Consider the following 22511-nt stretch of genomic DNA (forward strand, 5'->3'; position numbering starts at 1 on the left):
TGCGGGAATAGCTCAGTTGGTAGAGCACGACCTTGCCAAGGTCGGGGTCGCGAGTTCGAGTCTCGTTTCCCGCTCCATATTTAACGAAAACGCCGATCAGCAATGATCGGCGTTTTTGTTTGTGCTGATTTTAATCAGCCGGGTCAGGAATCTGCGCCAGGGCATAGGCGAGAAGGAACAGGCTTATCAGGCCGCCTGCCTCGGCGTTGCTCATGTCGAATTCTTTGCGAATAAATGGCATCGCCACACCGAGGTTGGCGCGGTCGGCCGCCGCAATGGCGTAGATGACGAAAATCAAACCGGCGACCACCCAGCGATAGCGGCTGCACGCGACATGTGTAGGCCTTGTTGTGAAGTGCGTGGGAATAGTCTGTAGTTAATGGCGGGTGGGTGTGTACTGGTTCTGCTGTCTCTACTCTGGCCAGCCCAGTGTGTGTGTTCACTTCGGAGAACTGCCCAGATGTTCCAACTCGATTTTTACTCAACCCTGGTCGCCGCCTCTCTGGTGCTGCTGTTGGGGCGTTGGCTGGTCGCCCGCATCGGCTTTTTACGCGCCTACAGCATTCCGGAGCCGGTGGTCGGCGGCTTATTGGTGGCTGCACTGCTGCTGTTGCTGCGCGCATTAACGGATATCGAGGTTCGATTCGACGCCTCATTGCAGGCCCCCTTGATGCTGGCGTTCTTTGCCACCATCGGCCTGAATGCGGACTTTGCCAGCCTGAAGAAAGGCGGGCGCATCCTCGGCATCTTCCTGCTGGTCGTGACGGCCCTGCTGGTGGTGCAAAATGCCATGGGCATTGCCCTGGCCAAGGCGCTGGGGCTCGACCCGTTGATGGGGCTGTTGGCCGGCTCCGTCACCTTGTCCGGCGGGCACGGCACTGGCGCAGCCTGGGGCGCGGTGTTCAGCGAAAAATATGGCGTGGCTTCGGCGTCCGAACTGGCGATTGCCTCGGCGACGTTTGGCTTGGTATTGGGTGGGCTGATAGGTGGCCCCGTTGCCCGCTTGCTGATCAAACGTGTGCAGGTGCCCGGCGTTGAGCTGGCGCAACCGCCCCAGCCCAAAGGCTTTGAGCAGCCCAACCAGGAACGCATGATCACCTCGTTTTCATTTATCGAGACCCTGGCGTTATTGGCGATCAGCTTGCAGGTCGGCACCTTCCTGTATGGCTTTATTAAAGGTACGGCTTTCGAATTACCGACGTTTGTATGCGTGCTGTTTGTGGGCGTGGTGTTGCGCAACGGCTTGTCGGCGTTGGGCTGGCATCAGGTGTTTGAGCGTGAAGTGTCGCTGCTGGGCAATGTCAGCTTGTCGTTGTTCCTGGCGATTGCGCTGATGTCGCTCAAGCTCTGGGATCTGGCGGCATTGGCCTTGCCGATAGTGATTCTGTTGGCGGCCCAGGCGTTGCTGATGGCCCTGTTTGCGATCTTCGTGACGTTCCGGGTTATGGGCCGCAACTACGATGCGGCCGTGCTGGCGGCGGGGCATTGTGGTTTTGGCTTGGGGGCCACGCCGACCGCCATTGCCAATATGCAGGCGGTCACGCAGCGCTTCGGGCCATCGCCGATTGCGTTTCTGGTGGTGCCGATGGTGGGGGCGTTTTTTATCGACATTACCAATGCGGTGGTGATCAAACTGTACCTGGCGTTGCCGTTTCTGGGGGCGGCGGGTTGAGGGTACCTTCGAATGGTCGCCAAGCGGCGCCGTCCTGACGGATCAGTACGGCGTCGTGGCTCATGTACAGGTCGATGACTTGCTCTATTTGCACGTGGCGAAGCTTGAAGTCATGCGTTGGGGTGATTATCGCGCCATGTTTGTACAGCGTGTAAAAATGCACCTCACCCGAGAGTTGCAAGCCGGCCTCTTGCTGCGCAACTTCGAACGCTTGATCCGGTAATTGCACCTGAAAAAACGCCAGCAGAGGCCAGCGTTTTCGTTGTTCTTTGTCTGATCCGACCCCTACTGCCTCATAAGCACGACGCATCCCCAGCACCCTCTGGTGGTACTGCGCGGTGCTGGTCTGCCCGGTGATGGCCAGCGACAGTTGGCCATCCAATGCGGCCTGCGTGTAGTCGCTGTACTCATAAGCACGGTACTGCACCAGCATGCGCCCCTGCGACTCAATCAAGGTGGGACCGGCGCGGCCATCCCAGGCAGGGCTGTCGCCCAGGCCGATTTCGCTGTCTGTCAGCGGAATGACCGTGGCCGAAACATTGCGCGGTTCAAAGCTGCGGGTGGAGTCAGGTGCCACCCCTGGCCAGTAGGAGCCGAGTGCCGCACAGATGCGTGCATCCTCAGTAAACGGGCTGGCTAACTGATAACCGCACAGCATGTTCGTAAACGGAGCGTCTACCAGGCCCCGGCCCACTTCCCAGCCCGGTCCAAAGACCCCGCTGGCGAAATCCGGTAGCCAGGATTGCCGTTGAGCACGCTGCACAGGAAGGGCCAAGTCGGGTGTTGTGGAGGACTGTGGGTGGGAGACGATGGCGGTGACGCCACGGTCTTCAGGGGCGAAGTAACCACCGGCAAGGGCCTGATTGATAAAAAAACGCACGTCGGACAGTGGGTTGACCCGTGTATGCCAAACCTCTGGGCAGGGCGGCGCAGGGCAAGGGAAAACCGCCGGGTCGCTGGACCATTGCTTGAGCTCTCGTTGCCCACATAACGGAAAAAAATCCGGCGCACCGATGATGGAGTAGGCGGCGATGCTCGCCAGTTCCAGCGCAGGGCAGTGGGCCCGTACCCAGCCGTCGGCCATGGCATCCTGATAGTGCAGGGCTCGGTAGCCGCCCGCCTTGACGATGGCGTCGACATCCTGTCGCTGATTGAGGTCTTCGATCGAACCGTCGTCGCGTAGATGATGGCGCCCATGCACCAACCCGCCGGTATTTGGGGGCATCATGAACGACAGCGGACGGTCTTGGTAATAGGCCAGTTCCACCAGCGCCTCTTTGGCGTCGGGCATCAACAGCCCCGGCGCGAACTCATCGGTATTCGCCCAATGGGACAAGCCCTCGGTAATGACGAAAGGCGCATTGAGAATGTCAGGCTCTTGCCAGCCGGTATCGCGAAATCGCCTATGGATCTGTCCGATTTTTTCATTGATCTGGTGGTTTTCCAACTGCACAGTCAGGTCCATTCCGGCCAGGCACTCGTTGCCATCGAACACTTTGTGCAGGGGCACCCAGAACTCCAGATCCTCATCGATAGATTGAGCATCCATTGGGCCAAACCGCGCCGGTTGGCCGGTGTGCCGGGCAGCGATGAACGCGCCGTAGCGCGCCGGTATCACCCGCATTTGGTTCGACTGGCCCTCGACAAAGGGCAAAAAACCTCTTTGCTGCGGGTTATACAGCGCGTCCGCCGTGCCGACCCGGGCCACCCCGGTACGCGAGAAACACAGGTCCGCCTGGCGCCTGTGCACAGTTTCGGCGTAGGGCCGGTATTCATACGCGAACACCGCGATCGCCAGTTGCGCCTCACCGGCCAGTTGCTGCAAAGCCTCCAGGGTCGGGGGAGCGGCGCCGTAGACATAATTGAGGACGTGCTCGATTTCAGCGGCTGTGGGGAAGGCCGTGAGCGTTTTACCCTTGACCGCGGTGACCACATGGGGCGAGGCGAAGGCATGAAACAGCAGGCTGTCGGCCGGGTGCCCTGGCTCTATGCCGCGTGTGGCATCAGCGGAAAAATCCTCAAAGCCTGGCTGGGTGCGATCAATCTGCACAGGCCTGGCGAGTTCCTCACGGAGGCTTGTCGAGGTGATGTCCAGGCCGTGGTGCAGCAACAGGTCATGCCATCCTGCTGAGGCCAGGCGTGTGCAAGCGCGTTCTACATCGCTGATCAAGGACATCACGCCCCCTCCGAGAGAAACCAGGGGAAAGGGTAAGCAAAGGGGGCATGCGCGGTAACTGACCGAACGGCTAGGTTACCGCCCGGGGGCTTCTTGAGGATGGCGAGTGATCGCGCGCCTAACTCAGCGTGTAAACGTCCTGTTTAGGCATGAAAAAACGCGAAAAGAGTTCGGACTGCGATTTGATGTTGAGCTTGGTGTAGATATTGCGCCGGTGCACCTTGATGGTTTCTGTCGACAGCGCCAGTTTGCCGGCGATTTCTTTATTGGAAAAACCACTGAGCAGCAACTTGAGCACGTCCTTCTCGCGCGTGGTGATCTGTGTGCCCAACTGCACAATGGCTTCGGACCAGGGCGGCGGCTCACTGAGGTTTTTTTCTTCATCGACTTCAAAACACATGCGTTGATGCATCAATGCCATGACCCACGGCTTGATGATATCCAGTGTGGTGATCTGTTCCGGGGTGTAGCGCGTGTTACTGCCAAATGAAATACACAGGGTTCGATCCGCGTCGAGCTGGACGTTGTACTGCACCTCATCGACGGACACGTACCGGGCGAAATACTGATGGTAGTACTCGGTGGTCAGGAAGTGCTCGGGTGCAATGTCTGACAGATGGAAAAAACCGCTCTGCGGGTTTTCACGGTTGGCAATGTAAAACGGGTCCAGCAGGTAAAGGCCTTTTACATACAGTTGCGTCAGGGCGTCGACTTCGTCGGCATCGGCTACCTCGGTCACGCTGACGACGTTGACTTGCTGGTTGCTGAACACCAGGACCACCCAATTGTCGATCTGCACGTACTCATTCAGGACGCGAACCAGCGAGCTCCAGAAAGCTGGGCGGTTCAGCTCCATGATGAGTTTGCCGGCTGACCGGTGCCAGGCGAGGTTGTGAAGGTCGAGTGACATGGACTACCCCTTTAGGGTTAGGGATTCAGGCGAATGAGCTAAGTATTTGTAGGTATTTACTATTCGACGACGCCGGGTATATTCACCCACCAGCGTTGATGGCCATGAAGGCCTGTCGTTTTTGACAAGGATAGTTATATGAATAAATCACATTTGCGAGCCATTTTTTTAGCCTCGCTTGTCTGTGTCGGGGCCAGCACGCCCGCAGCGGCGGCAGAACCCCGGGTTAACCTGTACAACTGGTTCGGGTTGATCGCTCCCGAGACACCGAAGGAATTCGAGCAAAAAACCGGCACCAAGATGCACATCGATACCTTCGACAGTGCCGAGGTCATGCAAAGCAAGGCCATGGCCGGGCGCACCGGGTATGACGTCGTCGTCGCCACCTCCAACGTGTTGCCAAGCCTGATCCAGGCGGGTGTGCTAGCCCCGCTGGATCGCAGCCAACTGAGCAACTATGCGCATATCGACCCGGAAATGCTGGCCTTGCTCGCCACTAATGATCCGGGTAACCAATACGCGATTCCGTACCTGTGGGGCACCACCGGCATTGGTTATGACGTGGATAAGGTCAAGGCGGCACTGGGTGATAACGCCCCGGTGGACAGCTGGGACTTGATCTTCAAAGAAGAAAACATCAGCAAGCTCAAGTCCTGCGGCGTGGCGATGCTCGACTCGCCGAGTGAAATCATCTCCATCGCCTTGCATTACCTTGGCCTGCCGAGCAACAGCCAGAACCCCGAGGACTACCAGAAGGCCCAGGCGCTGCTGCTGAAAATCCGCCCTTATGTCCTCTACTTCGACTCCTCCAGAACCGACGCCGACTTTGCCGATGGCAATATCTGCGTGGTCGTGGGTTGGGCGAGCGGGGCGCTGACGGCCCAGGCCATCAATGAGAAAAACCATACTGGCCGCAAGATTGCCTACAGCTTGCCGCGCGAGGGTGGGCTGGTCTGGTCGGAAAACTTTGTGTTGCTCAAGGATGCGCCCAACGCCAAGGCCGGCTTGGCGTTTATCAATTACATGCTTGAGCCCGAGGTGATTGCCAAGAGCTCCAATCACACGCTGTACCCGAATGCCAACAAGGACGCCACCGCGCTGGTTGAGCAGAAGTTGCGCGATAACCCGTGGATTTATCCGTCCAAAGCCACCATCGCCACGCTGGTGCCGCTTGAGCCGTTGCCCTTGAAGCTGGAGCGTATCCGTACACGTGTGTGGACCAAGGTGAAGAGCGGTACGTGACTGGCTGAGTGAGGCCCGAGTGCTTTCGCATAGATCCCAGAGAGGGAGATAAATCATGGCCCGACGTGATGACCCGTGCGATGTGAAATCGGACGATTATCAGGCGTACAAGGAGATTGAGGAGCAGATCGGTCACTGTACGCCGGAGCAGGCCTGGGCCATGTATTACGTCTCGACCGGGATGGTGCGTGAATACGTTACGCGGGCGGTCATGGAGCATATCGGCAGGGGTAATCGGGCGCTGCTGCTGGAGTTTCCTGAGTTGGCGCGGGTGCAAGAGCGGTCTCGATTGATGCTTCCTCTTTGAGGGTGGTGCTTTTTCAGGTCTTTTGAGGCGGTCTTAGGGGCGGTGGTTTTGAGTGTATATCCGTTGCTGCGGTAACGGCGGCTTAGGGTTCCGCCCTTACGGCGGGTCACTTTTGGCAAACGCCCGGAATGCCGGCCCAGCCAAAAGTAACCACTGAATACACTGAAAAACTGCTTTTCTGTGGGAGCTGGCTTGCCTGCGATGCAGGCACCTCGGTGTGTCAGGCACACAGAGTTGATGCCATCGCAGGCAAGCCAGCTCCCACATTAGACCGAGTATGGCTCTGCTGTTGCTGTTGCTCTGGCCCTTACATCCTTTTCGATGACGAAGTCAGCGGTCTTTTGATCTGCGCTTTTGATCTTGATCTGAAATCGCCCCCCAAATCACTGGCGGATTGCGGGCATGCCGAGCCATAGCGAGGCACCGAGTGTTGGGGCGAGGACCTTTTGGTTACTTTTGACTGGGCCGGCATTCCGGTCCTTGCAAAAGTGACCCGCTGTAAGAGCGGAACCATAAGCCGCCGTTACCGCAGCAACGGATATGTACTCAACAACCATCTCCCCACACAGAGCGTTCGGCCTGTGTTCAACACGTCTTCATGGCCCGCGCCAAGCGCAACGTACCCTGGCGTATCTCATCCCGATTGAGCGAAGCAAACCCCAGGCGCAACGCGTTCTCCGCCAAGCCCTCAGGCGAAAACTGACGCGCACTGCGCACCACAACTCCCTGGCCCAGGGCATCCTCCACTAACCGGTCAACATTCGTCTCATCCTGGAAACGCACCCACAGCGCCAGCCCGCCCTCGGGCGTACGCACCTGCATACGCTCGCCGAACGCCTCGTGCAGACAGCTCTGCAACACTTCCCGCCGCGCGGCGTATTCTTTCGAAACACGGCGCAAGTGCTTCTTCAATTCACCCTCATTGATCAGGTCCGCCAACATTTTCTGCGCGACGGCATCGGTGTCGCCCACTACCAATGCGGCGCTTTTTTGCAGCACTTCAGTCACATGGGCAGGCGCCACCACATAGCTGCAACGAAACGTCGACCCCAATGCCTTTGAAAGCGAGCCGATGTAGATCACATGGCGTTGCGCGCTGTCACTGGCCAGCGGCAAATAGGGCCGCCCGTTAAAGTGATACTCGTGGTCGTAGTCTTCTTCGATCACGCAAAAATCATGCAGCGCCGCCAAGGCCAGCAGCTGTTGCCGACGTGCCGCATGCAGGCTTACGGTGGTGGGGAATTGATGGTGCGGGGTGAGATAGATCATGCGCACTTTATGCGTTTGGCAGAGCTGCTCGATATGGTCGGTGCGGCAGCCTTCATCGTCCATGTCGACCGTGATCAAACGCGCTCCGAGTTTGCGGAAAATCTCCCACGCAGGCGGGTAACTCAGGCGCTCCACCAACACCACGTCACCGGGCTGGATCAGCAGGCTGGCCGTGAGGTACAGCGACACCTGGGTGCCTGGCGTCAGGCAGATATTCTCGGCGCTGATCATCAGCCCGCGATTGTTGCGCAGCATGTCGGCCAGCGCGCAGCGCAGGTAATAGCCGGTGCCTTCGCTGCCGTAGCGCACCGTGTTGGTGGTAAAGCTGCTGCGCAAGGCGTTGCGGTAGTAACGATGCAGCACGGCTTGCGGCAGCAAGCGGTGATCGCACGCGCCGTTATCGAAAAATAACGCGTCATGCCGGTGCTCCAGGGCAATCACCTGGGCGTTCTGGGCGAAGTAGGGCACGACCGCCTGTGGCACCAGCGCTGGGGCGAAAGACGGTTGCGAGCGACTGGGCACGGGCTTGGGCGCCAGTTGCGCATTGACGAAGGTGCCACGGCGCGGCTCGCTGATCAGCCAGCCTTTGGTCATGGCCTCTTCGTAGGCCAGGATCACGGTTTTGCGGTTGACGTCGAGCAGGTGCGCCATCTCCCGAGTGCCCGGCAGCAGCGTGCCGGGCGGCAGCCGCCCTTCGAGGATGGCCGCGACGAGGCCTTCGGCAATCTTGCGATAGGAGGCTTGGCTTGAACCATCATCAAGTTTGAGCAAGGGGCGCCACTTACGCATCTGGACCATCTGAAGTATCCAAAACTGGAGGTTTTAATGGGCCTAGTCTAGCGCAACAATCAGGCCTCACTTACTCCGAGGTCTTTATGAACACACGCCATGTAATCGAACTCTCTCCCTCGGGTAAAACCTTTGAAGCCGGTGACGAGCTGTTGCTGGACGCGATGCTCGCCAGCGGTTTGTCAGTGCCGTTCTCGTGCCGACGCGGTGCCTGTGGGTCGTGCAAGGTGGTGGTCACCCAAGGTGAATACCGCGCCAAGCAACTGGCCCCCGGCGCACCCGCGCCGAGCTACCCGCTGGCGGCCAATGAAATGCTGCTGTGCCAAAGCCATGCCTGCGCCGACATGCGCCTGGAAATTCCCGGCTGGTCGCTGGACACGCCCGCGCTGGTCGTCGAGTCGACAGTGCTGAGCAAGCGCGCACTGAGCCCCGACATCATCGAGTTGGTGGTGATGCCGGATATGCCATTGGCCGTGCGGGCAGGCCAGTACCTCAAGGTCCGCCTGGTCGATGGCGATTCGCGGTGCTTCTCGATCGCCAACTTGCCGGCCGACGGCGATGGGCGGCTGGTGTTTCAGATTCGCCAGGTGAGCGGCGGGTTGTTTTCCGAGACCCTGCTGGGCAGCCTTGAGGCCGGCGACCTGTTGCCGCTGGAAGGGCCTTTTGGTGCCTGCACCTGGCAGGACGATGACGCTGCGCCGGTCGTCCTGTTTGCCACCGGCACCGGCTATGCGGGTATCAAGCCGATCTTGCTGACCGCCTTGAAGCGTGATGTGGAGGTGACGTTTTACTGGGGCGGCGCGCAAGCAGCAGATTTTTACGACCGCGCATTCCTGGACCAGGCGGTCATCGACCACCCGCGTTTCCACTGGCACCCAGTATTGGCCTCGCAGGGCAAGGTGCAGGAAGTCGCGCTAGGCCACGGGCACCGTTGGGAAGCCGCTCAGGTGTATGCCTGCGGTAATGGCGGCATGATCAGCCAGACGCGTGCCGAGTGCCTGGAAGCAGGTTTACCGAGCCATCGGTTTATCGCCGAAGCCTTTGTGCCCAGCGGCCAGTCGAGCGCCGACGCGCTGCTCAAGACCCTGGATGACACCTGGGAAAAGGTCGGCCCGAGGTATTCGCTGGACGGCATGCTCGCCGCCCGTGAAAAAACCATCCGCGCCCTGGCAGCGATTGCCAGCCAGCTCAAGGTCGGCATGACCACCGGGGAAGCCCTCGACATGGCCGCCGAGCAGTTGCAGGCCATGGGCGCCTCCCACACCTGGCACCCGACGTACATCCGTTTTGGCGACGACACGGTTCGCCCATCGAGAGAAGGCATTGACCCACTGCGCCCGCTGCGTGCCAGCGATATCGTGGTGGTCGACCTCGGCCCGGTGTGGGACGGCTACGAGGGCGACTATGGTGACACCTTCGTCTTCGGCGAGTCAGCGCTGCATCGCGATTGTTTCAAGGCCGTGCATGAAGTGTTCGATGAAACCCGCGAGGCCTGGAAGCGTGGCATGACCGGCTGTGAACTCTATGACTTTGCCGAAGAACGGGCCGTTTCCAAGGGCTGGCGGCTGTCGCGCAACCTGGCCGGCCACCGTATTGCGGATTTCCCCCACGCATTGTTCGGCACCACGGAATTGGCCGAGCTTGAGATCACACCGAGTGAAATGGTGTGGGTGCTGGAGATCCAGCTCTGCCACCCCACCGAGCCGGTTGGCGGGTTCTTTGAAGATATCCTGATGCTTGAAGCTTGAAGGGCTGAGGCACTCTAGGTGTTAGGTAGGAGGTTTCCCGAGTTTCCCTGAACTATATGGGCGCAGTCGGCTCATACAGACATTGCCAATCACGGCAATTATTTCTGTGCGATAGGGATATCACCTGTGAAATATGCAATCTGCGCCACCTTGCTGCTGTCACTGAGCGGCTGCCTGACCATGTCGGGTGAATACACCGTGACGGCTCAGGACGCCTCCGGCGCCCCGTTAACCAGGCTCGGCACCTTCACCGCCGAGGGCCATAACATTTACCCCATACGCAATGCGTTCTGCCTCAATGCGCCGGGGGCGACGGTCATCATTCGCGATGCCCGGACCGGCGAGGAACTGCGCAGCGAAAGCCCTTATCACTGCCGTTAAGCCTCAAAAAAAGGATTTCCATGAGAGCGTTTCTGATAGCAGGCCTGGCCGTGGCCGTGAGTGGCTGCGGCAATATTTCCAATATCCGTGCTTACAACACGGCCTATGTTGAACCCACATCCGGGGATACCGCACGTTTGCGTGTAATCACCAATGGCATGGCGCGCGGCGTGCCGGGCCGTGATTGCATCGACTGGCGTGTGCCTGGCGCCGGGGTGATGGCCGTGTCCGAATCAGGCTTTGCGGGTCAGAATAATGGCCGCAGCCTGGGCATGCCCGAGAGCAACCGCCGGGTGGAGGCGCAAGGCTCGGCGCGTAGCGAACTGAAGGTGCCGGCGAACAAGCCTTTTGCCATGAACTTCCAGAGTGAGGGCTATGTTTCTGGCGGCAATTCCTACAGCTGCAGGCAGAGCTTTCACTTCACCCCTAAGGCCGGGCAAGATTACGAACTGATCCTGCTGGACGGTGGCCAGTGCCTGATTGCATTGCAGCGCCTGAACCCGACGGGGAAACCGCAGAACGTGCCGGTAGAGAAGGCCAAGCTGTGCAATGCGATGGATATGTTTTAGGCCGCAAGCCAGACCTGTTTAACCACAACGCCGATCAATGTTGATCGGCGTTGTGGTTTTTACCTGCGCTTATCAGAGCTTCGGCAGTTGCCCCACACGGCCGATCATTTCCGTGACGATCTGCAGGTCCAACAGGAACTGCTCGACGGTCTTGAACTCACCGTCGGTGTGCCCGGTGTACTTCACGTCCGGCTTTGCCAGGCCGAATTGCACGCCATTGGGCAGCTCATGCACGGAGGTCGCGCCGGCTGAGGTGCCGAACTTGTGCTCCATGCCGAGGTTTTCGCTGGCCACGGCCAACAGCGCTTTGACCCACTCACCTTCAGGGTTGCGATACATCGGTTCTGCCACCGAGTAAGTGACGTCCATGGCCACTTTGGTGTGTTTGTCCCAGGCGCTGATTTTCTCTTCGATCTCGGCCTTGAGTTTTTCCGGCGACTTGCCCTTGGGAATGCGCAAGTTCACCGCCAGTTTGAAGGCTTTGGCGTCTTGGCCAACAAAGGTCAGCGAAGTGGTCAGCGGCCCCATGAATGCATCGGAGAAGCCCACGCCCAACTTGCCGCCCAGGTAATCCAGGCCCCAGTTGTCGGCGGCATATTTTGCGGCGTCGGTGATGTGGTTGTGCTTAAGGGCGATCTTGCCGTCGACGCTGTGGATCAGCTCCAGCATGCGTGCGACCGGGTTCACGCCGGTTTCCGGCTCGGACGAGTGCGCGGACACACCAGTGACCGTCAGCTTGACCTCTTTGCCCACCACCTTGGCCGCCACGGTGAAGTCAGCGCCGTTATTTTTGGCGTATTCGTCGCCGGCTTTTTGCAGGTTGGTCGCCAGCTCCGCAGGCTTGTCGCTGAGCAGAGTGGCCACCGACACCGAAGGAATCTGATTGGTGGCCGCGCCGCCGGTCATGGCGATGATTTCTGCGCCTTTGCCGTCACCTTTGCGCACCGGGAAGCTTGCCATGACGGTGCCGTAGCCTTTTTCGGCAATCACCACCGGGTAGCCGCCATCCAGCGCCAGGTTGTATTGCGGCGTCGGGTTATGCTCGAAGTAGTAAGGAATGGCGTCTCCGGACGTTTCCTCGGTGGTGTCCACCAGCAGCTTGAAGTTGCGCGCCAGTGGCAGCTTTTCTTCCTTGATGACCTTCATCGCATACATCGTCACCACGATGCCGTTCTTGTCATCCTCGGTGCCACGGCCGTACATGCGGTCGCCGATCAGGGTTACTTTGAACGGGTCGAGCCTGGTGCCGTCCTTGAGCACCCAGTTTTCCGGGGTCACTGGCACCACGTCGGCGTGGGCGTGAATGCCGACCACTTCATCGCCGCTGCCTTCCAGGGAGATTTCATACACGCGGTTGTCGACGTTACGGAAGTTCAGGTTGAAGGCTTTGGCCAGGCCCTGGATCTTGTCGGCGATCTTGAGGAATTCCGGGTTCTTGTACTGCGGCAGGCCGTCGATGTTGAAGGTTGGGATCTCGACCAGCTCGCGCAGGGTTTCCAGGGCGGCCTTGCCGTACTTCACGCGGGTATAAATCCCCAGCAGGCGATTGATTTCGTTCTGCTGGTCGGCGCTCAGGGGTTTGTTGGCGAGGAAGGCTTCGATGGCCGGGCCGACGTCGTCGGTTTTTCCCAGGTCGCCCTTGGCCAGGGTGGCGAGGAAACCACGGAAATCGGTGGTTGGGGTTTCACCAAAGTGCTTGATGATGGCTGTGCTTTGTTCGACGCTGATATTGGCGGACGCAGGCGTGGCGACGGCCGCAAAGCTGGCGACGAACAGGGTGGCAGCCACCAGTTTCTTGAGTGGAAAGTGCATGGTTAGAGGCATTCCTTTGCAGGCGGTGAGTAAGAGGTTTCTGATCGATCTGTCAGAAACATTTCCACACACTACCATCACCAAGGCCGGGATAGGGAGCCTCGATATGGGAAATGTCCTACTCAAGTATCAGGGTTGCCCAGTAACAAAATGTGGGAGTTGGCTTGCCTGCGATAGCGGTGGATCAGCAATGAAGTTGTCGACTGACAGTCCGCCATCGCAGGCAAGCCAGCTCCCACAGGGGGGTACAGTGAAGTTTGAAATGAGTGCTCAAGGCTTACCCGGATGCGGCTCCGGATACGATGCCATCACGTCCAACGCCTTGGCATACGGCCCCTCCCACAACTGCTCGTGCAACTGCCCGATGCGCTTGGCCATCGCCGCGTCGTGCATCACCACTTCCAGGTTGCGCGAGTTATCCAGATACCCGCCCAACCAGTTGCTGGTGCCAACCCAGGCCACTTGCCCGTCGATCTCCATGGTCTTGCTGTGGATCACCCGCGCATACGGAATAAACCCTTGTTTGGCTTCGGGCAGGGTGACGATCTTGACCTCGACGTTGGGCAGCACGGCCAGGCTTTTGAGGTAGGGCAGTTCCAGCTTGTCGGTGTTCCAGTTGGACACCATCAGCTTGACCGACACCCCACGCGCAGCGGCGGCGCGCACGGCGTTGTCGATCACTGCGTAGTAGGGGCGGGTTCTATCCGGCCCGTAGGACAGCGGTGCGTAGTCGAGCAATTGCACGCGCACTTCTTTCTTGGCTTCGCTTAGCAGGCGCGGCAGTTCCAGTTGTGAGTCGCCCACGCCGGGCGGGTTGTAGCGTTGCGGGCTGGCCACCAGGTAGTTGCCGGTGCGCGCAGGCTCCTGGGCCGCAGCGGGCAGTGGCACCGGTTGCTTATCCGCCAAGGCGGCCTGGGCTTGCCAGTCCTGGTTGAAGATCGCCTGCACCTGGCTGACCACGCTGGCATCGCTGATGCGCAAGCCGGTTTCATGGATATGCTCCAGCGAGCGCCAATCGAAATTCTGGCTGCCGACAAACGCCTGCTTGCCGTCCACCACCATGTACTTGGCGTGGATGATCCCACCGCTCAACTGCCCATAGGCCAACACGCGAAAGCTCAGGTTAGGAATTGCGCGCAGGCGTTCCAGGGTAGACGCCTCCGACAGCCGAATACCTTTTTCCTCCAGCAGAAAGCGAATCTTCACACCCCGTTTGCCGGCAGCTTCCAGATGCTCGATCACCTTGTCCATCACCGAACCGGGATGGTCGGCCGCGTAGAACTGGCCGATATCAATGCTGCTTTTTGCGCCGTCAAACAGCTCGATCCACACCGGCCCCGGCTGGCGCAAGTCGGCAGTCCCCAGCGCAGTGTCCACCGGCACGGTGTGTACCAGTTCAAACCCTGGAATTGAAAAGTCCGCCTGGGCAAGCGGACTCAACAGAAGGCCGGTCAGGCCTGCGATACGCAACTTTATCGAGAGGGACATAGGCGTCTCATCGGGGCAAAAAGAAAGGCGGGCGCATCATGCGCCCGCCCTGAAGGTCATGCAGTGCGGGTGTGCAACGGCGTTGGCACCAGATGCGGTACTTCACCCTGTACACGGGCGCCGGTGGCCGCGCGGATCAGCAGGATTTTCAGCTGGTCGTTGATGCGCTCCAGGCTGTCCTGGAAGAAGTTGTGGAACACCACGCAGAACAGCGCGATGGCGATACCCAGGCCGGTGGCGAACAAGGCCGTGCCGATGCCACCGGAGATCTGGCCCGGGTCGGACACGCCGGCGCTGGCCAGCGCCTTGAAGGTGTCGATGATGCCGAGGATGGTGCCCAGCAGGCCCAGCAATGGCGCGGCGGTGGTGATGGTCTCGATGATCCACAGGCTGCGCGACAGCGGCGCACGGGTCTTGAGGTACTGGGTTTCGATTTCGTCGTCCAGGTCCTTGCGCGAGCCGTTGGAGGCCTTCTGCGCGAGGATCGGCAGCACCATGTTCAGCGGCAGGCTGTCGCGGCGGGTGAGGCTTTCTGGCAAGTCACGCTCGCTGTGCACGTTGGCGCCCAGCACGTCGGTCAGGGCGCGGGCCTGGCGGCGCACGTAAGCGAAGTAGATGCCCCGTTCGATGGTGATGAAGATCGCAATCGCCATCGCGGCGTACATCACATAGAAGGTGATTTGGTGCAGCAGGTCCATGTCCATGAGTGTGTTCCTCTCAGGTGATTAATCAGAAATTCGCTTCCAGGGAAACCGTGACGGTACGGTCCAGGCCGACGATGTAAGCCGGGTCGCCATCGCGGAAACCGCTGTAGCTCGCCGCGTTGGTCTTGGTGGTGTACACGCCGTCCAGGTACTTCTTGTCAAACAGGTTGTCGACGTTCAGGCGCAGGGTGGCGTCCTTGACTACCTTCTTATCGACCGGCAGATAGATACCGGCGCCGAGATTGAAAATGGTGCGCGCCGAGATGGCTTCGTCGTTGGTCAGGTCACCGTAGAGCTTGCTGGTGAACTTGCCGCCGAAGGTGCCGTAGAAGCGCCCGTCGTCGTAGCCGATGTTGGCCGCCAGCATGTTGGTCGGCACGTTGGCGAACTGCTTGCCGCTGGTGGGCAATACGATCGGTTTGCCGGCGCTGAAGACGGTCAGGTCATCCTGCTGCTTGGAGCTGGTATAGGTGTAGGAGGTGTAGTAGTTGAAGTTGTGCGGCAGCTTGCCGCTCCACTCCAGTTCCAGGCCTTTGTTGATCACGGTACCGGCGTTGATGTCGGCCGAATCGCCGTTGCTGTCCAGGGACGTGAGTTGGCGGTTCTTGAACTGCATGTAGAACAGGGTGGCGGCGAGGGTCATGTCTTCGCCGGTGTAGCGCCAGCCCAGTTCCTGGTTCCAGCTCAGTTCCGGCTTGGAGTCCAGGGAACCCACGCCTTTGTCGTACAGCACGTAGTTCTGCGGGATACGCATGTTGCGCGAGAGGCTGTAGAACAACTGGTCACGCTCGTCGAGCTGGTATTTCAGACCTGCGTTGGGCAGCAGCTTGTTGTAGGTCTGGTTGGCCTTGCCCGGTTGTTCGGTGAGGCTGCCGTGGTTGGTGCCCTCACGCTCGACATTCATGTAGGCAAGGCCCGCGATCAGGGTCCAGTCCGAGTTGATGTACCAGGTGTCCTGAGCCCAGACTTTTTGCGCTGGCGTCACGGTGTAGCGGTCGCGGCCTTGTACGGTGTTGCCATTGGCGTCGACCACGGAGCTGGCGTCCGGCCAAGTGTCGCTGGGCTTGCCGCTGTTCTTGAGGGCAATGAACGGTTGGGTCTGGCTTTGGCGGGCGCGTTCGTACCAGTAGCCGAATTGCAGGCTGTGGTCGCCTAGGTCCCAGTTCAGCTTGGTGGTGATGCCCGGGCGCCAGGTCTGGGTGCGCGAAGGGCGGTAGTAGACGCCCGTCGTCGCGGAGCCGTCGGCGTTGTATTGGGCCTGCGTCGGCAGGTTGCCGAGGTCGAATACGCCGCCTTTGTTGGAGCCGCTGTTGAGCGCATAGGCGGAGGAGCCCACGCCGCTGCCGTTGCCGTAGTAGTAATACGGGATCACCGAGAGCGACAGGTTGTCGCTCAGCTTGTACTGGGTGTTGAGCACGGCGGTGAAGGTCTGGAACGGGTTCTGTGCCAGGTCGTAATAGCTGCTGATCTTGCCGTTGGAACCCAGCGCCGGCTTGGCCGGGTACGGGTCATACTTGCGGCCGAACTGCTGGAACTGCGCCTTGGTCAATTGGCTGTAACTGTTGTTGTCCTGCTCGTGGTACTTGAGGATCAGGTTGGCGGTGTTGCCGTTGCCGGCGTCGAAAAAGCTGTTCCACTCCACCTTGTCCGCACGCACCGCGCCCGAGCCGCGCCACATCTGGCCTTCGGTGTGGGACGCCGACAGCCAGTTGGAGAGGCCGTTGACTTCGCCGGTGTTGAGGCGCGCAAAGGTTTTGCGGGTGGCGTTGCTGCCCACCACTTGTTTAACGAACGCACCGGTTTCCTTGGTCGGGCGAATCGTCACGATGCCGATGTTGCCGCCACTGGAGCCGATGTGCGGGCCGTCGGCTTCCGACGAGCCCTGGGTGACGAAGATCTGGTCGATGTTTTCCGGATCGCCGAGCAGGTTGGAGTACAGCGCGTAGTTGCCGGAGTCGTTGATCGGCATGCCATCCACCGACATACCGACCTGGTCGGAGTTCATGCCGCGCATGGTGAAGCGAAAGCCCGACAGACCGGTGTTGTCCTCACTGGAGATGTTCAGGCCCGGCGTGTACTTGAGCTTGTCGATGGCGTTGCCGGTGGCGGTTTGTTTGTCCAACGCTTCCTTGGTGATGGTCGAGCGGCCCTTGGCGCTCTCTTCCTGGACCATGTAACCGCCCCCCGCGGTCGCCTTGCCTCCCTGAACTCCGATCGTGCCGACGTCACTGTCGCTGGTAGCTGCCATGACCACTGCGTGGGTCATGCTCGTCGCGGCAACAAGTGCCAGATGAATACGTGTGAACCTCATCACTGTCGTCCTGGTGTCGGTGCTTATTGCACGCTGTAGTTGAAGGTGGCGGTGAAGCGTTGCTCGTTACGTCCACCGAAGGCTTGTTCGGGGAACGGCTTGACCTGCTTGATGCGGCGCAGGCTATTGGTAGCGGCCCGATTGAGCAGCATGCTCGGCGCCGGGGTCTGGATCCCGGCATCAAGGACGCGGCCTTGTCGATCCACCATCAACCACACCACCACCTCGCCGCTGGGGCGCTCGAGGGACGCCTGGCGCCCGGTGGGGTATTGCTTGTAAGTGTCCAGCTCGTTGCGCAGCCCTTTGAGGTAACCGCCTTCCAGTGCCTGGCCATCCACTTTGGGCGGTGCCGGTGGCGCGGGCGGCGCAGGTGTCGGCGCGACGGCGGCCTGTACCGGCTTGGCCGCCACTGGTGCGACTGGCGCTGGCGTGGGAGTCGGTTTGGCGGCCACCACGGGCTTGGGTTTGGGCACCGGCTTGGGCTTGGGTTCAGGTTTTGGCAAGGGTTTGGGCGGTGGTGGCGGCGGGGCCGGTTCGGCTTCTTCGTCCTCGATCACCGGCGGTGGCGGCTCTTGCTCGACCACAGGCTCAGGAACCACTTCGGGCTCGGGTTCGACCAGGGCCAGCTCGACCGCCGACTCGTCGTACTGCGGCTGGATTTTCAACGGTTGGGACTGGATACCCAGTGCAATCAGCACCAGGGCGATCAGGGCCGGGACACTGCCCAGCAGCTGACGCGCACGAAACAATACATACATGATCAAGACTTACGCGTGGCAATGGACACGGAGGTAAAGCCACCCAGGCGCAGGGTGTCCATGACTTCCACCAGGCGCGAAACCTCTACGCCTTTGTCGCTGTTGACGATGATGGTCGACTTGGTATCAGGCTTTTCTGCAGCCTTCAGTGCCGGCACCAACGCATCGACCGTGAGGTCCTTGCCGTCGAGTTGCAATTGGCCTTCCAGGCCCAGGGTCAGGATGAATTTATTCTGCGGCTTGAGTTGCTGCGAGCTGCTGGCGCTGGGCAGTTGGGTCTTCATGCCGAGTGCGGGGATCACGTTCAAACTCACCAGTACGAAAAACACCAGGAGGAACATCATCACGTCGATCATGGGGATCAACTCGATATGTGCCTTGCGTTTCTTGGGTTCATCCCAGGTTCTCATTCTGTTACCCCGTCGTTGAATTAGGGGCGACACGCTAACAACCAAAAATGACCGAATGGTTAACTTTAATTGACGTTTTAAAGGCTCTAGGACGCGTCTTTCAGAGATTTTACCTTGCGGTTTCATGACGTAATGCAATTGACACGAAGGCAGTACATTCTGGGGGAATTTACTTGAAGAGCTGCCGCGTATGCCCACTGCACTGCCTCAATTGTCGACCCCGCGACTACTATTGCGGGCGCTGGAAATGGACCAGGCCGAGGTGCTCTTCATGCTCGCCAACGGGCCGAAAATCGCTGACAACACGGCCAACATTCCGTCGCCCTATACCTTGGAAACTGCACAGAGTTTTATTGCCGGGGCCGCAGACAAATATCGGGCGGGCGAGTTGTTGAACCTGGGCATGCATGTGCGTGAAACCGGTGAGTTGGTTGGCATGGTCAGCCTGCGCCTTAACGCTCGTCATCACGCAGGGCATTTGGGCGGCTGGGTCGCGGCGCATGCGCGTAACCTGGGGTATGCCGCTGAGGCGGCGAGCGTGATGATGAGTTTTGGCTTCACCGAGCTTGGGCTGCAGCGTGTCGGCAGCCAATGCTTTGGCCGCAACAAGGAATCGGCGCGAGTGATGCAGAAAATCGGCCTGCGCTACGAGGGTTGCCTGCGTCAGGCGTTTCTCAAAAATGGCGTGTACGAAGACCTGCTGGGCTTTGCCACCGTGCGTGAGGACTGGGAGCGCGCGTTGTGAATGACGCAGTGGACCAAGGCAGGCGGCGAGTCCTTAGCGGGCTGGCGGTCGCTACCGCGTTTTCAATCCTCAGCCCATTTGCGCGCAGTGCCGGGGTGGATTACCCGTTCACCCTCGGCGTGGCTTCGGGCGACCCGCTGCCGGATGGTTTTGTGATCTGGACGCGCCTGGCGCCGTTGTTCAATGCAGCCGATGGCAGCGGTGGGTTGAAGCGCGCGGTGCCGGTGCGTTGGCGGGTGGCCAGTGATGCGGCGATGACGCGCATCGTGAAGCAGGGCGAAGTCTTGGCGACTGAGCGGTTCGCCCATTCGGTGCATGTTGAAGTGGCCGGGCTGGCGGCGGGCCGGCCGTATTGGTACCAGTTCGAAGGCCTCGGCGCGCAGAGCCCGGTGGGCCAGGCACGTACCACGCCACCTTTGCAGGCGATGGCCTCGGCTCGGCTGGGGTTTGTTTCCTGCTCGCATTGGGAGCGCGGTTACTTCAGCGCCTATCGCCATTTAGCCGCAGAGCAACCTGACCTGGTGTTTTTTCTCGGGGACTACATTTACGACAGCTCTTACGCCGTCGACTCGGGGAAAGTCTTTCGGGCCCACGGCAGCGGCAACGCGGTGAGCTTGAGCGACTACCGCAACCGCTACGCGCTGTACAAAACCGATCCGGACCTGCAAGCCCTGCACGCGGCTGCCCCCAGCGTGGCAACCTGGGATGACCATGAAGTGCAGAATGACTACGCCAACCGCTGGTCCCAGGACCCGAAGATTCCCGTGGCGCAATTTCTCCAGCAGCGGGCGGCGGCGTACCAGGCGTTTTACGAGCACATGCCGCTGCGCGCCAGCAGTGTGCCGAAGGGGCCGGACATGCGCATTTACCGGCGCCTGGATTACGGTCGGCTGGCGCGCTTCCATGTGTTGGATGGGCGCCAGTATCGCTCCGAGCAACCCTGCATCCAGGCCAACGGCAGCCATCAGGGGCATATCGCCGCCAACACTTGCAGCGACCTGCGTGATCTCGGCCGCACCATGCTGGGTTGGCAACAGGAAGCCTGGCTGGACCAGGGCTTTGCCCAGTCGCAGGCACAGTGGAATGTGATCGCCCAGGACTTGCTGGTGGCGCCCTTGCTCCAGCGCGACCTGAGCAACCACAAGGTGGGCCATTGGACCGATGGTTGGGACGGCTACGTGGCCAATCGTTCACGCATGCTGGCGTCCATCTGGCGTCACAAGGTCAGCAACCCGGTGTTCTGGGGCGGTGATATCCATTCGTTCTGGACCACTGACCTGCACGCCGACGCCAACAACCCGGACTCGCCAGTGATCGCCACTGAGTTTGTCGGCAGCTCGGTGACCTCCGATGGCCCGCCCTTTGAAGCGTTCAGCAAAATCCTGCCGCTTAATCCGCATGTGAAGTTTTTCGACAGCCGCCAGCGTGGGTATGTGTCGGTAGAGCTTACGGCTCAGAAGATGCTGACGAACTTTCGGGTGATAACTGACCCGCGCGATCCCAACGCCACGGTGTCGACCCTCAAGTCGTTTGTGGTGGAGCCGGGGCGAGCGGGGGCGATTGCGGTTTAGTCCAGGCTGTAACGCACCGACAGCGCGCCTTTTTTCTCCGACAAGGCCAGGATCGTCACCTGGCCCAGCTCACTCAACGCTTGCACATGGGTGCCGCCGCAGGCGTAGGCGGGCAGTTCGCCGAAACCCACTTCGCGGGCGCCGTCTTCCAGGGTCATATGGCGCGGGTAGTCGGCGGCGATCCATTGGTTGACCTGTTGCTGGATCGCCTCGGCGTCGATGGCCTGGGCCATTTCGCCACGGATAAAGGTGATTTTGCACTCGCCCGGCCAATGGTGGGCTTTGATCGGCATCCAACCGAAGCTTTCTCCCGCATTGCCGATCAGGTGCCCGGCCGAATGCAGGCGCGTGTACAGGGCACGGCGTTGTGCGTCGACCCGTGCGCTGATCGGGCCGGGCTGCACAGGCTGGTCCACGTAATGCACCACACGGTCAGCCTCCTGAGTCACGCGCAGCACCTGGCTGTCGCCCAGCCAACCGGTATCAAAGGGTTGCCCGCCGCCTTGGGGATGAAAAATCGTCGACTGCAGGGTGACCGCGAACAGGCCTTCGTGGGGTGTGCAGCTCAGCACTTCAAGCTCGGCGGTCAGGTGGTCGTGGGTGAAAAACAGGCGCTCGGTCATCATTTACATCCGCATCAGGGTTCTACGGGCAGTATAAATAGTGCGTGGATGGGTGATAATCCGTTCAATTATCAATGGACCTGTGCGTCATGAGCATCAATCTTCCTTTGCCACTGCTGGGTGAAATGGCGATTTTCGTCAAAGTCGTGGAGACCGGCAGTTTCTCCGAAGCGGCGCGACAACTGAGCGTTTCGCCCTCGGCCGTGAGCCGCAGTATCTCGCGTCTCGAACAGGCGCTGGCGACACGCTTGCTGCAACGCACCACGCGTAAATTGCGCTTGAGCGAAGGCGGCGAAGAGGTGTTCAAGCGTTGCCAGGAGATGGTCAACGCGGCGCGCTCGGTGATGGAGATCAGTGGCCAGTTCACCCATGAAGCCGAAGGCCTGGTGCGGGTCAGCGTGCCCAAGGCGGTGGGCCGGTTTGTGGTGCACCCGCATATGTCGGAGTTCTTGCGGCGCTATCCCAAGGTGGATGTGCAATTGATCCTGGAAGACCGGCATGTGGACCTGATCGACGACAATGTGGACCTCAGCATCCGCATCACCGACAGCCCGCCGCCGGGCTTGGTCGGCCGCCAACTGTTACCCATCGAGCACCTGTTGTGTGCCACGCCGCAGTACCTGGCCGCGCAGGGTACGCCTGAACATCCCCATGATTTGCTGGAACACAGCTGCATTTACCTGGGCGAAACGCCGGGGGATTCACGCTGGAAGTTTCGTCAGGGTGCCAAGGCGGTGACCGTGGGCGTGCGCGGGCGCTACGCCGCGAACCACACCGGCGTGCGCCTGGATGCGGTGTTGCAGCATGTGGGGATTGGCAGCTTGCCGTACTTCACGGCGCGCCACGCCTTGGCGGCGGGGAGCCTGGTGCAGGTATTGCCCGAGTGGGATTTTATTGCGTCCTACCATGGTGAGGCGTGGTTGCTGCATTCGCCCACGCGGTATCTGCCACCGAAGTTGCGGGTGTTTATTGATTATCTGGTGGAGTGCATGGCGAAGGAGCCGACACTGCGCCGAAGGTAGGAGT

19 protein-coding genes, 1 tRNA gene and 1 pseudogene are annotated in these 22511 nt (G+C 60.1%); 10 read left to right on the plus strand and 11 right to left on the minus strand.

The annotated features are described in order from the left end of the window. Nucleotide 1 precedes the first annotated feature (1 nt). Nucleotides 2-77, plus strand: a tRNA-Gly gene (locus AOA62_RS03370). 68 nt (nt 78-145) lie between these two features. On the opposite strand, the pseudogene AOA62_RS03375 reads toward AOA62_RS03370, so the two are convergent. Then, nucleotides 146-367: pseudogene (locus AOA62_RS03375) on the minus strand (hypothetical protein); the annotation flags it as partial. A gap of 93 nt (nt 368-460) precedes the next feature. On the opposite strand from AOA62_RS03375, the gene gltS reads away from it, so the two are divergent. Then, the gene (gltS, locus tag AOA62_RS03380) at nt 461-1672 is read left to right on the plus strand and encodes a sodium/glutamate symporter (RefSeq protein WP_099547845.1); all 1212 of its coding nucleotides are present in this window, start codon (nt 461-463) and stop codon (nt 1670-1672) included. Here the strand turns inward: gltS and AOA62_RS03385 are convergent. After that, nucleotides 1629-3848 carry a hypothetical protein gene (locus tag AOA62_RS03385; RefSeq protein WP_099547846.1) on the minus strand — a complete coding sequence of 740 codons (2220 nt, stop codon included), beginning with the start codon at nt 3846-3848 and terminating at the stop codon, nt 1629-1631. The genes gltS and AOA62_RS03385 overlap by 44 nt on opposite strands. Before the next feature lie 118 nt (nt 3849-3966). Continuing rightward, nucleotides 3967-4758, minus strand: coding sequence for a response regulator transcription factor (locus AOA62_RS03390; RefSeq protein ID WP_099547847.1), 792 nt, complete (start codon nt 4756-4758; stop codon nt 3967-3969). Nucleotides 4759-4896: 138 nt separating this feature from the next. Between AOA62_RS03390 and AOA62_RS03395 the strand changes: the two genes are divergently transcribed. Both AOA62_RS03395 and AOA62_RS03400 read left to right on the plus strand, forming a co-directional pair. After that, on the plus strand, nt 4897-6000 hold the full coding sequence (locus tag AOA62_RS03395; RefSeq protein WP_099547848.1) for a polyamine ABC transporter substrate-binding protein: 1104 nt from the start codon (nt 4897-4899) through the stop codon (nt 5998-6000). Nucleotides 6001-6055: 55 nt separating this feature from the next. Then, nucleotides 6056-6307 carry a hypothetical protein gene (locus AOA62_RS03400; protein WP_099547849.1) on the plus strand — a complete coding sequence of 84 codons (252 nt, stop codon included), beginning with the start codon at nt 6056-6058 and terminating at the stop codon, nt 6305-6307. 585 nt (nt 6308-6892) lie between these two features. Here the strand turns inward: AOA62_RS03400 and AOA62_RS03410 are convergent. After that, entirely contained in the window at nt 6893-8374 is a 1482-nt protein-coding gene (locus AOA62_RS03410) for a PLP-dependent aminotransferase family protein (RefSeq protein ID WP_099547851.1), read from the minus strand. Between the two features lie 77 nt (nt 8375-8451). Between AOA62_RS03410 and AOA62_RS03415 the strand changes: the two genes are divergently transcribed. The 3 genes from AOA62_RS03415 (at nt 8452) to AOA62_RS03425 (ending at nt 11063) form a co-directional block, all read left to right on the plus strand. Continuing rightward, on the plus strand, nt 8452-10113 hold the full coding sequence (locus AOA62_RS03415; protein WP_099547852.1) for an NAD(P)H dependent flavin oxidoreductase family protein: 1662 nt from the start codon (nt 8452-8454) through the stop codon (nt 10111-10113). A 126-nt stretch (nt 10114-10239) separates the two neighbouring features. Further along, nucleotides 10240-10494, plus strand: coding sequence for a hypothetical protein (locus tag AOA62_RS03420; protein ID WP_017136409.1), 255 nt, complete (start codon nt 10240-10242; stop codon nt 10492-10494). Nucleotides 10495-10514: 20 nt separating this feature from the next. Next, a complete protein-coding gene (locus AOA62_RS03425; RefSeq protein WP_099547853.1) occupies nt 10515-11063 on the plus strand; it encodes a hypothetical protein in 549 nt (182 codons plus the stop codon). A gap of 72 nt (nt 11064-11135) precedes the next feature. On the opposite strand, the gene AOA62_RS03430 is transcribed toward AOA62_RS03425, so the two are convergent. From AOA62_RS03430 to AOA62_RS03455, 6 genes are all read right to left on the minus strand, one after another. Then, a complete protein-coding gene (locus tag AOA62_RS03430) occupies nt 11136-12875 on the minus strand; it encodes a dipeptidase (RefSeq protein ID WP_099547854.1) in 1740 nt (579 codons plus the stop codon). Between the two features lie 270 nt (nt 12876-13145). Continuing rightward, nucleotides 13146-14363: a phospholipase D-like domain-containing protein gene (locus AOA62_RS03435; RefSeq protein ID WP_099547855.1), complete on the minus strand. Its 1218-nt coding sequence runs from the start codon at nt 14361-14363 to the stop codon at nt 13146-13148. Between the two features lie 56 nt (nt 14364-14419). Then, complete coding sequence (locus tag AOA62_RS03440; protein ID WP_017136406.1) at nt 14420-15067, minus strand: MotA/TolQ/ExbB proton channel family protein; 648 nt, start codon at nt 15065-15067, stop codon at nt 14420-14422. 25 nt (nt 15068-15092) lie between these two features. Further along, nucleotides 15093-17378, minus strand: a complete 2286-nt coding sequence (locus tag AOA62_RS03445; RefSeq protein WP_099547856.1) for a TonB-dependent receptor — start codon at nt 17376-17378, stop codon at nt 15093-15095. A 23-nt stretch (nt 17379-17401) separates the two neighbouring features. Further along, nucleotides 17402-18136 (minus strand): energy transducer TonB, encoded by a 735-nt coding sequence (locus AOA62_RS03450; protein WP_069788770.1) that lies wholly within the window; start codon nt 18134-18136, stop codon nt 17402-17404. A 2-nt stretch (nt 18137-18138) separates the two neighbouring features. Continuing rightward, nucleotides 18139-18546, minus strand: coding sequence for a biopolymer transporter ExbD (locus AOA62_RS03455; protein WP_005786670.1), 408 nt, complete (start codon nt 18544-18546; stop codon nt 18139-18141). A 190-nt stretch (nt 18547-18736) separates the two neighbouring features. On the opposite strand from AOA62_RS03455, the gene AOA62_RS03460 reads away from it, so the two are divergent. Next, nucleotides 18737-19291, plus strand: coding sequence for a GNAT family N-acetyltransferase (locus tag AOA62_RS03460; RefSeq protein ID WP_099547857.1), 555 nt, complete (start codon nt 18737-18739; stop codon nt 19289-19291). After that, nucleotides 19288-20862, plus strand: a complete 1575-nt coding sequence (locus AOA62_RS03465) for an alkaline phosphatase (RefSeq protein ID WP_099547858.1) — start codon at nt 19288-19290, stop codon at nt 20860-20862. Before AOA62_RS03460 ends, AOA62_RS03465 begins: the two co-directional genes overlap by 4 nt. Here AOA62_RS03465 and AOA62_RS03470 read toward each other — a convergent pair. Continuing rightward, nucleotides 20859-21485, minus strand: coding sequence for a hypothetical protein (locus AOA62_RS03470; RefSeq protein ID WP_099547901.1), 627 nt, complete (start codon nt 21483-21485; stop codon nt 20859-20861). The genes AOA62_RS03465 and AOA62_RS03470 overlap by 4 nt on opposite strands. An 89-nt stretch (nt 21486-21574) precedes the next feature. Here AOA62_RS03470 and AOA62_RS03475 point away from each other — a divergent pair, with 89 nt between their 5' ends. Further along, complete coding sequence (locus AOA62_RS03475; RefSeq protein WP_099547859.1) at nt 21575-22507, plus strand: LysR family transcriptional regulator; 933 nt, start codon at nt 21575-21577, stop codon at nt 22505-22507. The last annotated feature ends 4 nt before the right edge of the window (nt 22508-22511 follow it).

This window comes from Pseudomonas sp. 2995-3 (assembly GCF_002742565.1).
Classification (GTDB): domain Bacteria; phylum Pseudomonadota; class Gammaproteobacteria; order Pseudomonadales; family Pseudomonadaceae; genus Aquipseudomonas; species Aquipseudomonas edaphica.

Excerpts from the sequence above, each read along its gene's own strand:
- gltS (WP_099547845.1), top strand. The coding sequence starts at position 461 with ATGTTCCAACTCGATTTTTACTCAACCCTGGTCGCCGCCTCTCTGGTG.
- AOA62_RS03385 (WP_099547846.1), bottom strand. The coding sequence starts at position 3,848 with ATGTCCTTGATCAGCGATGTAGAACGCGCTTGCACACGCCTGGCCTCA.
- AOA62_RS03390 (WP_099547847.1), bottom strand. The coding sequence starts at position 4,758 with ATGTCACTCGACCTTCACAACCTCGCCTGGCACCGGTCAGCCGGCAAA.
- AOA62_RS03395 (WP_099547848.1), top strand. The coding sequence starts at position 4,897 with ATGAATAAATCACATTTGCGAGCCATTTTTTTAGCCTCGCTTGTCTGT.
- AOA62_RS03400 (WP_099547849.1), top strand. The coding sequence starts at position 6,056 with ATGGCCCGACGTGATGACCCGTGCGATGTGAAATCGGACGATTATCAG.
- AOA62_RS03410 (WP_099547851.1), bottom strand. The coding sequence starts at position 8,374 with ATGGTCCAGATGCGTAAGTGGCGCCCCTTGCTCAAACTTGATGATGGT.
- AOA62_RS03415 (WP_099547852.1), top strand. The coding sequence starts at position 8,452 with ATGAACACACGCCATGTAATCGAACTCTCTCCCTCGGGTAAAACCTTT.
- AOA62_RS03425 (WP_099547853.1), top strand. The coding sequence starts at position 10,515 with ATGAGAGCGTTTCTGATAGCAGGCCTGGCCGTGGCCGTGAGTGGCTGC.
- AOA62_RS03430 (WP_099547854.1), bottom strand. The coding sequence starts at position 12,875 with ATGCACTTTCCACTCAAGAAACTGGTGGCTGCCACCCTGTTCGTCGCC.
- AOA62_RS03435 (WP_099547855.1), bottom strand. The coding sequence starts at position 14,363 with ATGTCCCTCTCGATAAAGTTGCGTATCGCAGGCCTGACCGGCCTTCTG.
- AOA62_RS03440 (WP_017136406.1), bottom strand. The coding sequence starts at position 15,067 with ATGGACATGGACCTGCTGCACCAAATCACCTTCTATGTGATGTACGCC.
- AOA62_RS03445 (WP_099547856.1), bottom strand. The coding sequence starts at position 17,378 with ATGAGGTTCACACGTATTCATCTGGCACTTGTTGCCGCGACGAGCATG.
- AOA62_RS03450 (WP_069788770.1), bottom strand. The coding sequence starts at position 18,136 with ATGTATGTATTGTTTCGTGCGCGTCAGCTGCTGGGCAGTGTCCCGGCC.
- AOA62_RS03455 (WP_005786670.1), bottom strand. The coding sequence starts at position 18,546 with ATGAGAACCTGGGATGAACCCAAGAAACGCAAGGCACATATCGAGTTG.
- AOA62_RS03460 (WP_099547857.1), top strand. The coding sequence starts at position 18,737 with ATGCCCACTGCACTGCCTCAATTGTCGACCCCGCGACTACTATTGCGG.
- AOA62_RS03470 (WP_099547901.1), bottom strand. The coding sequence starts at position 21,485 with ATGACCGAGCGCCTGTTTTTCACCCACGACCACCTGACCGCCGAGCTT.
- AOA62_RS03475 (WP_099547859.1), top strand. The coding sequence starts at position 21,575 with ATGAGCATCAATCTTCCTTTGCCACTGCTGGGTGAAATGGCGATTTTC.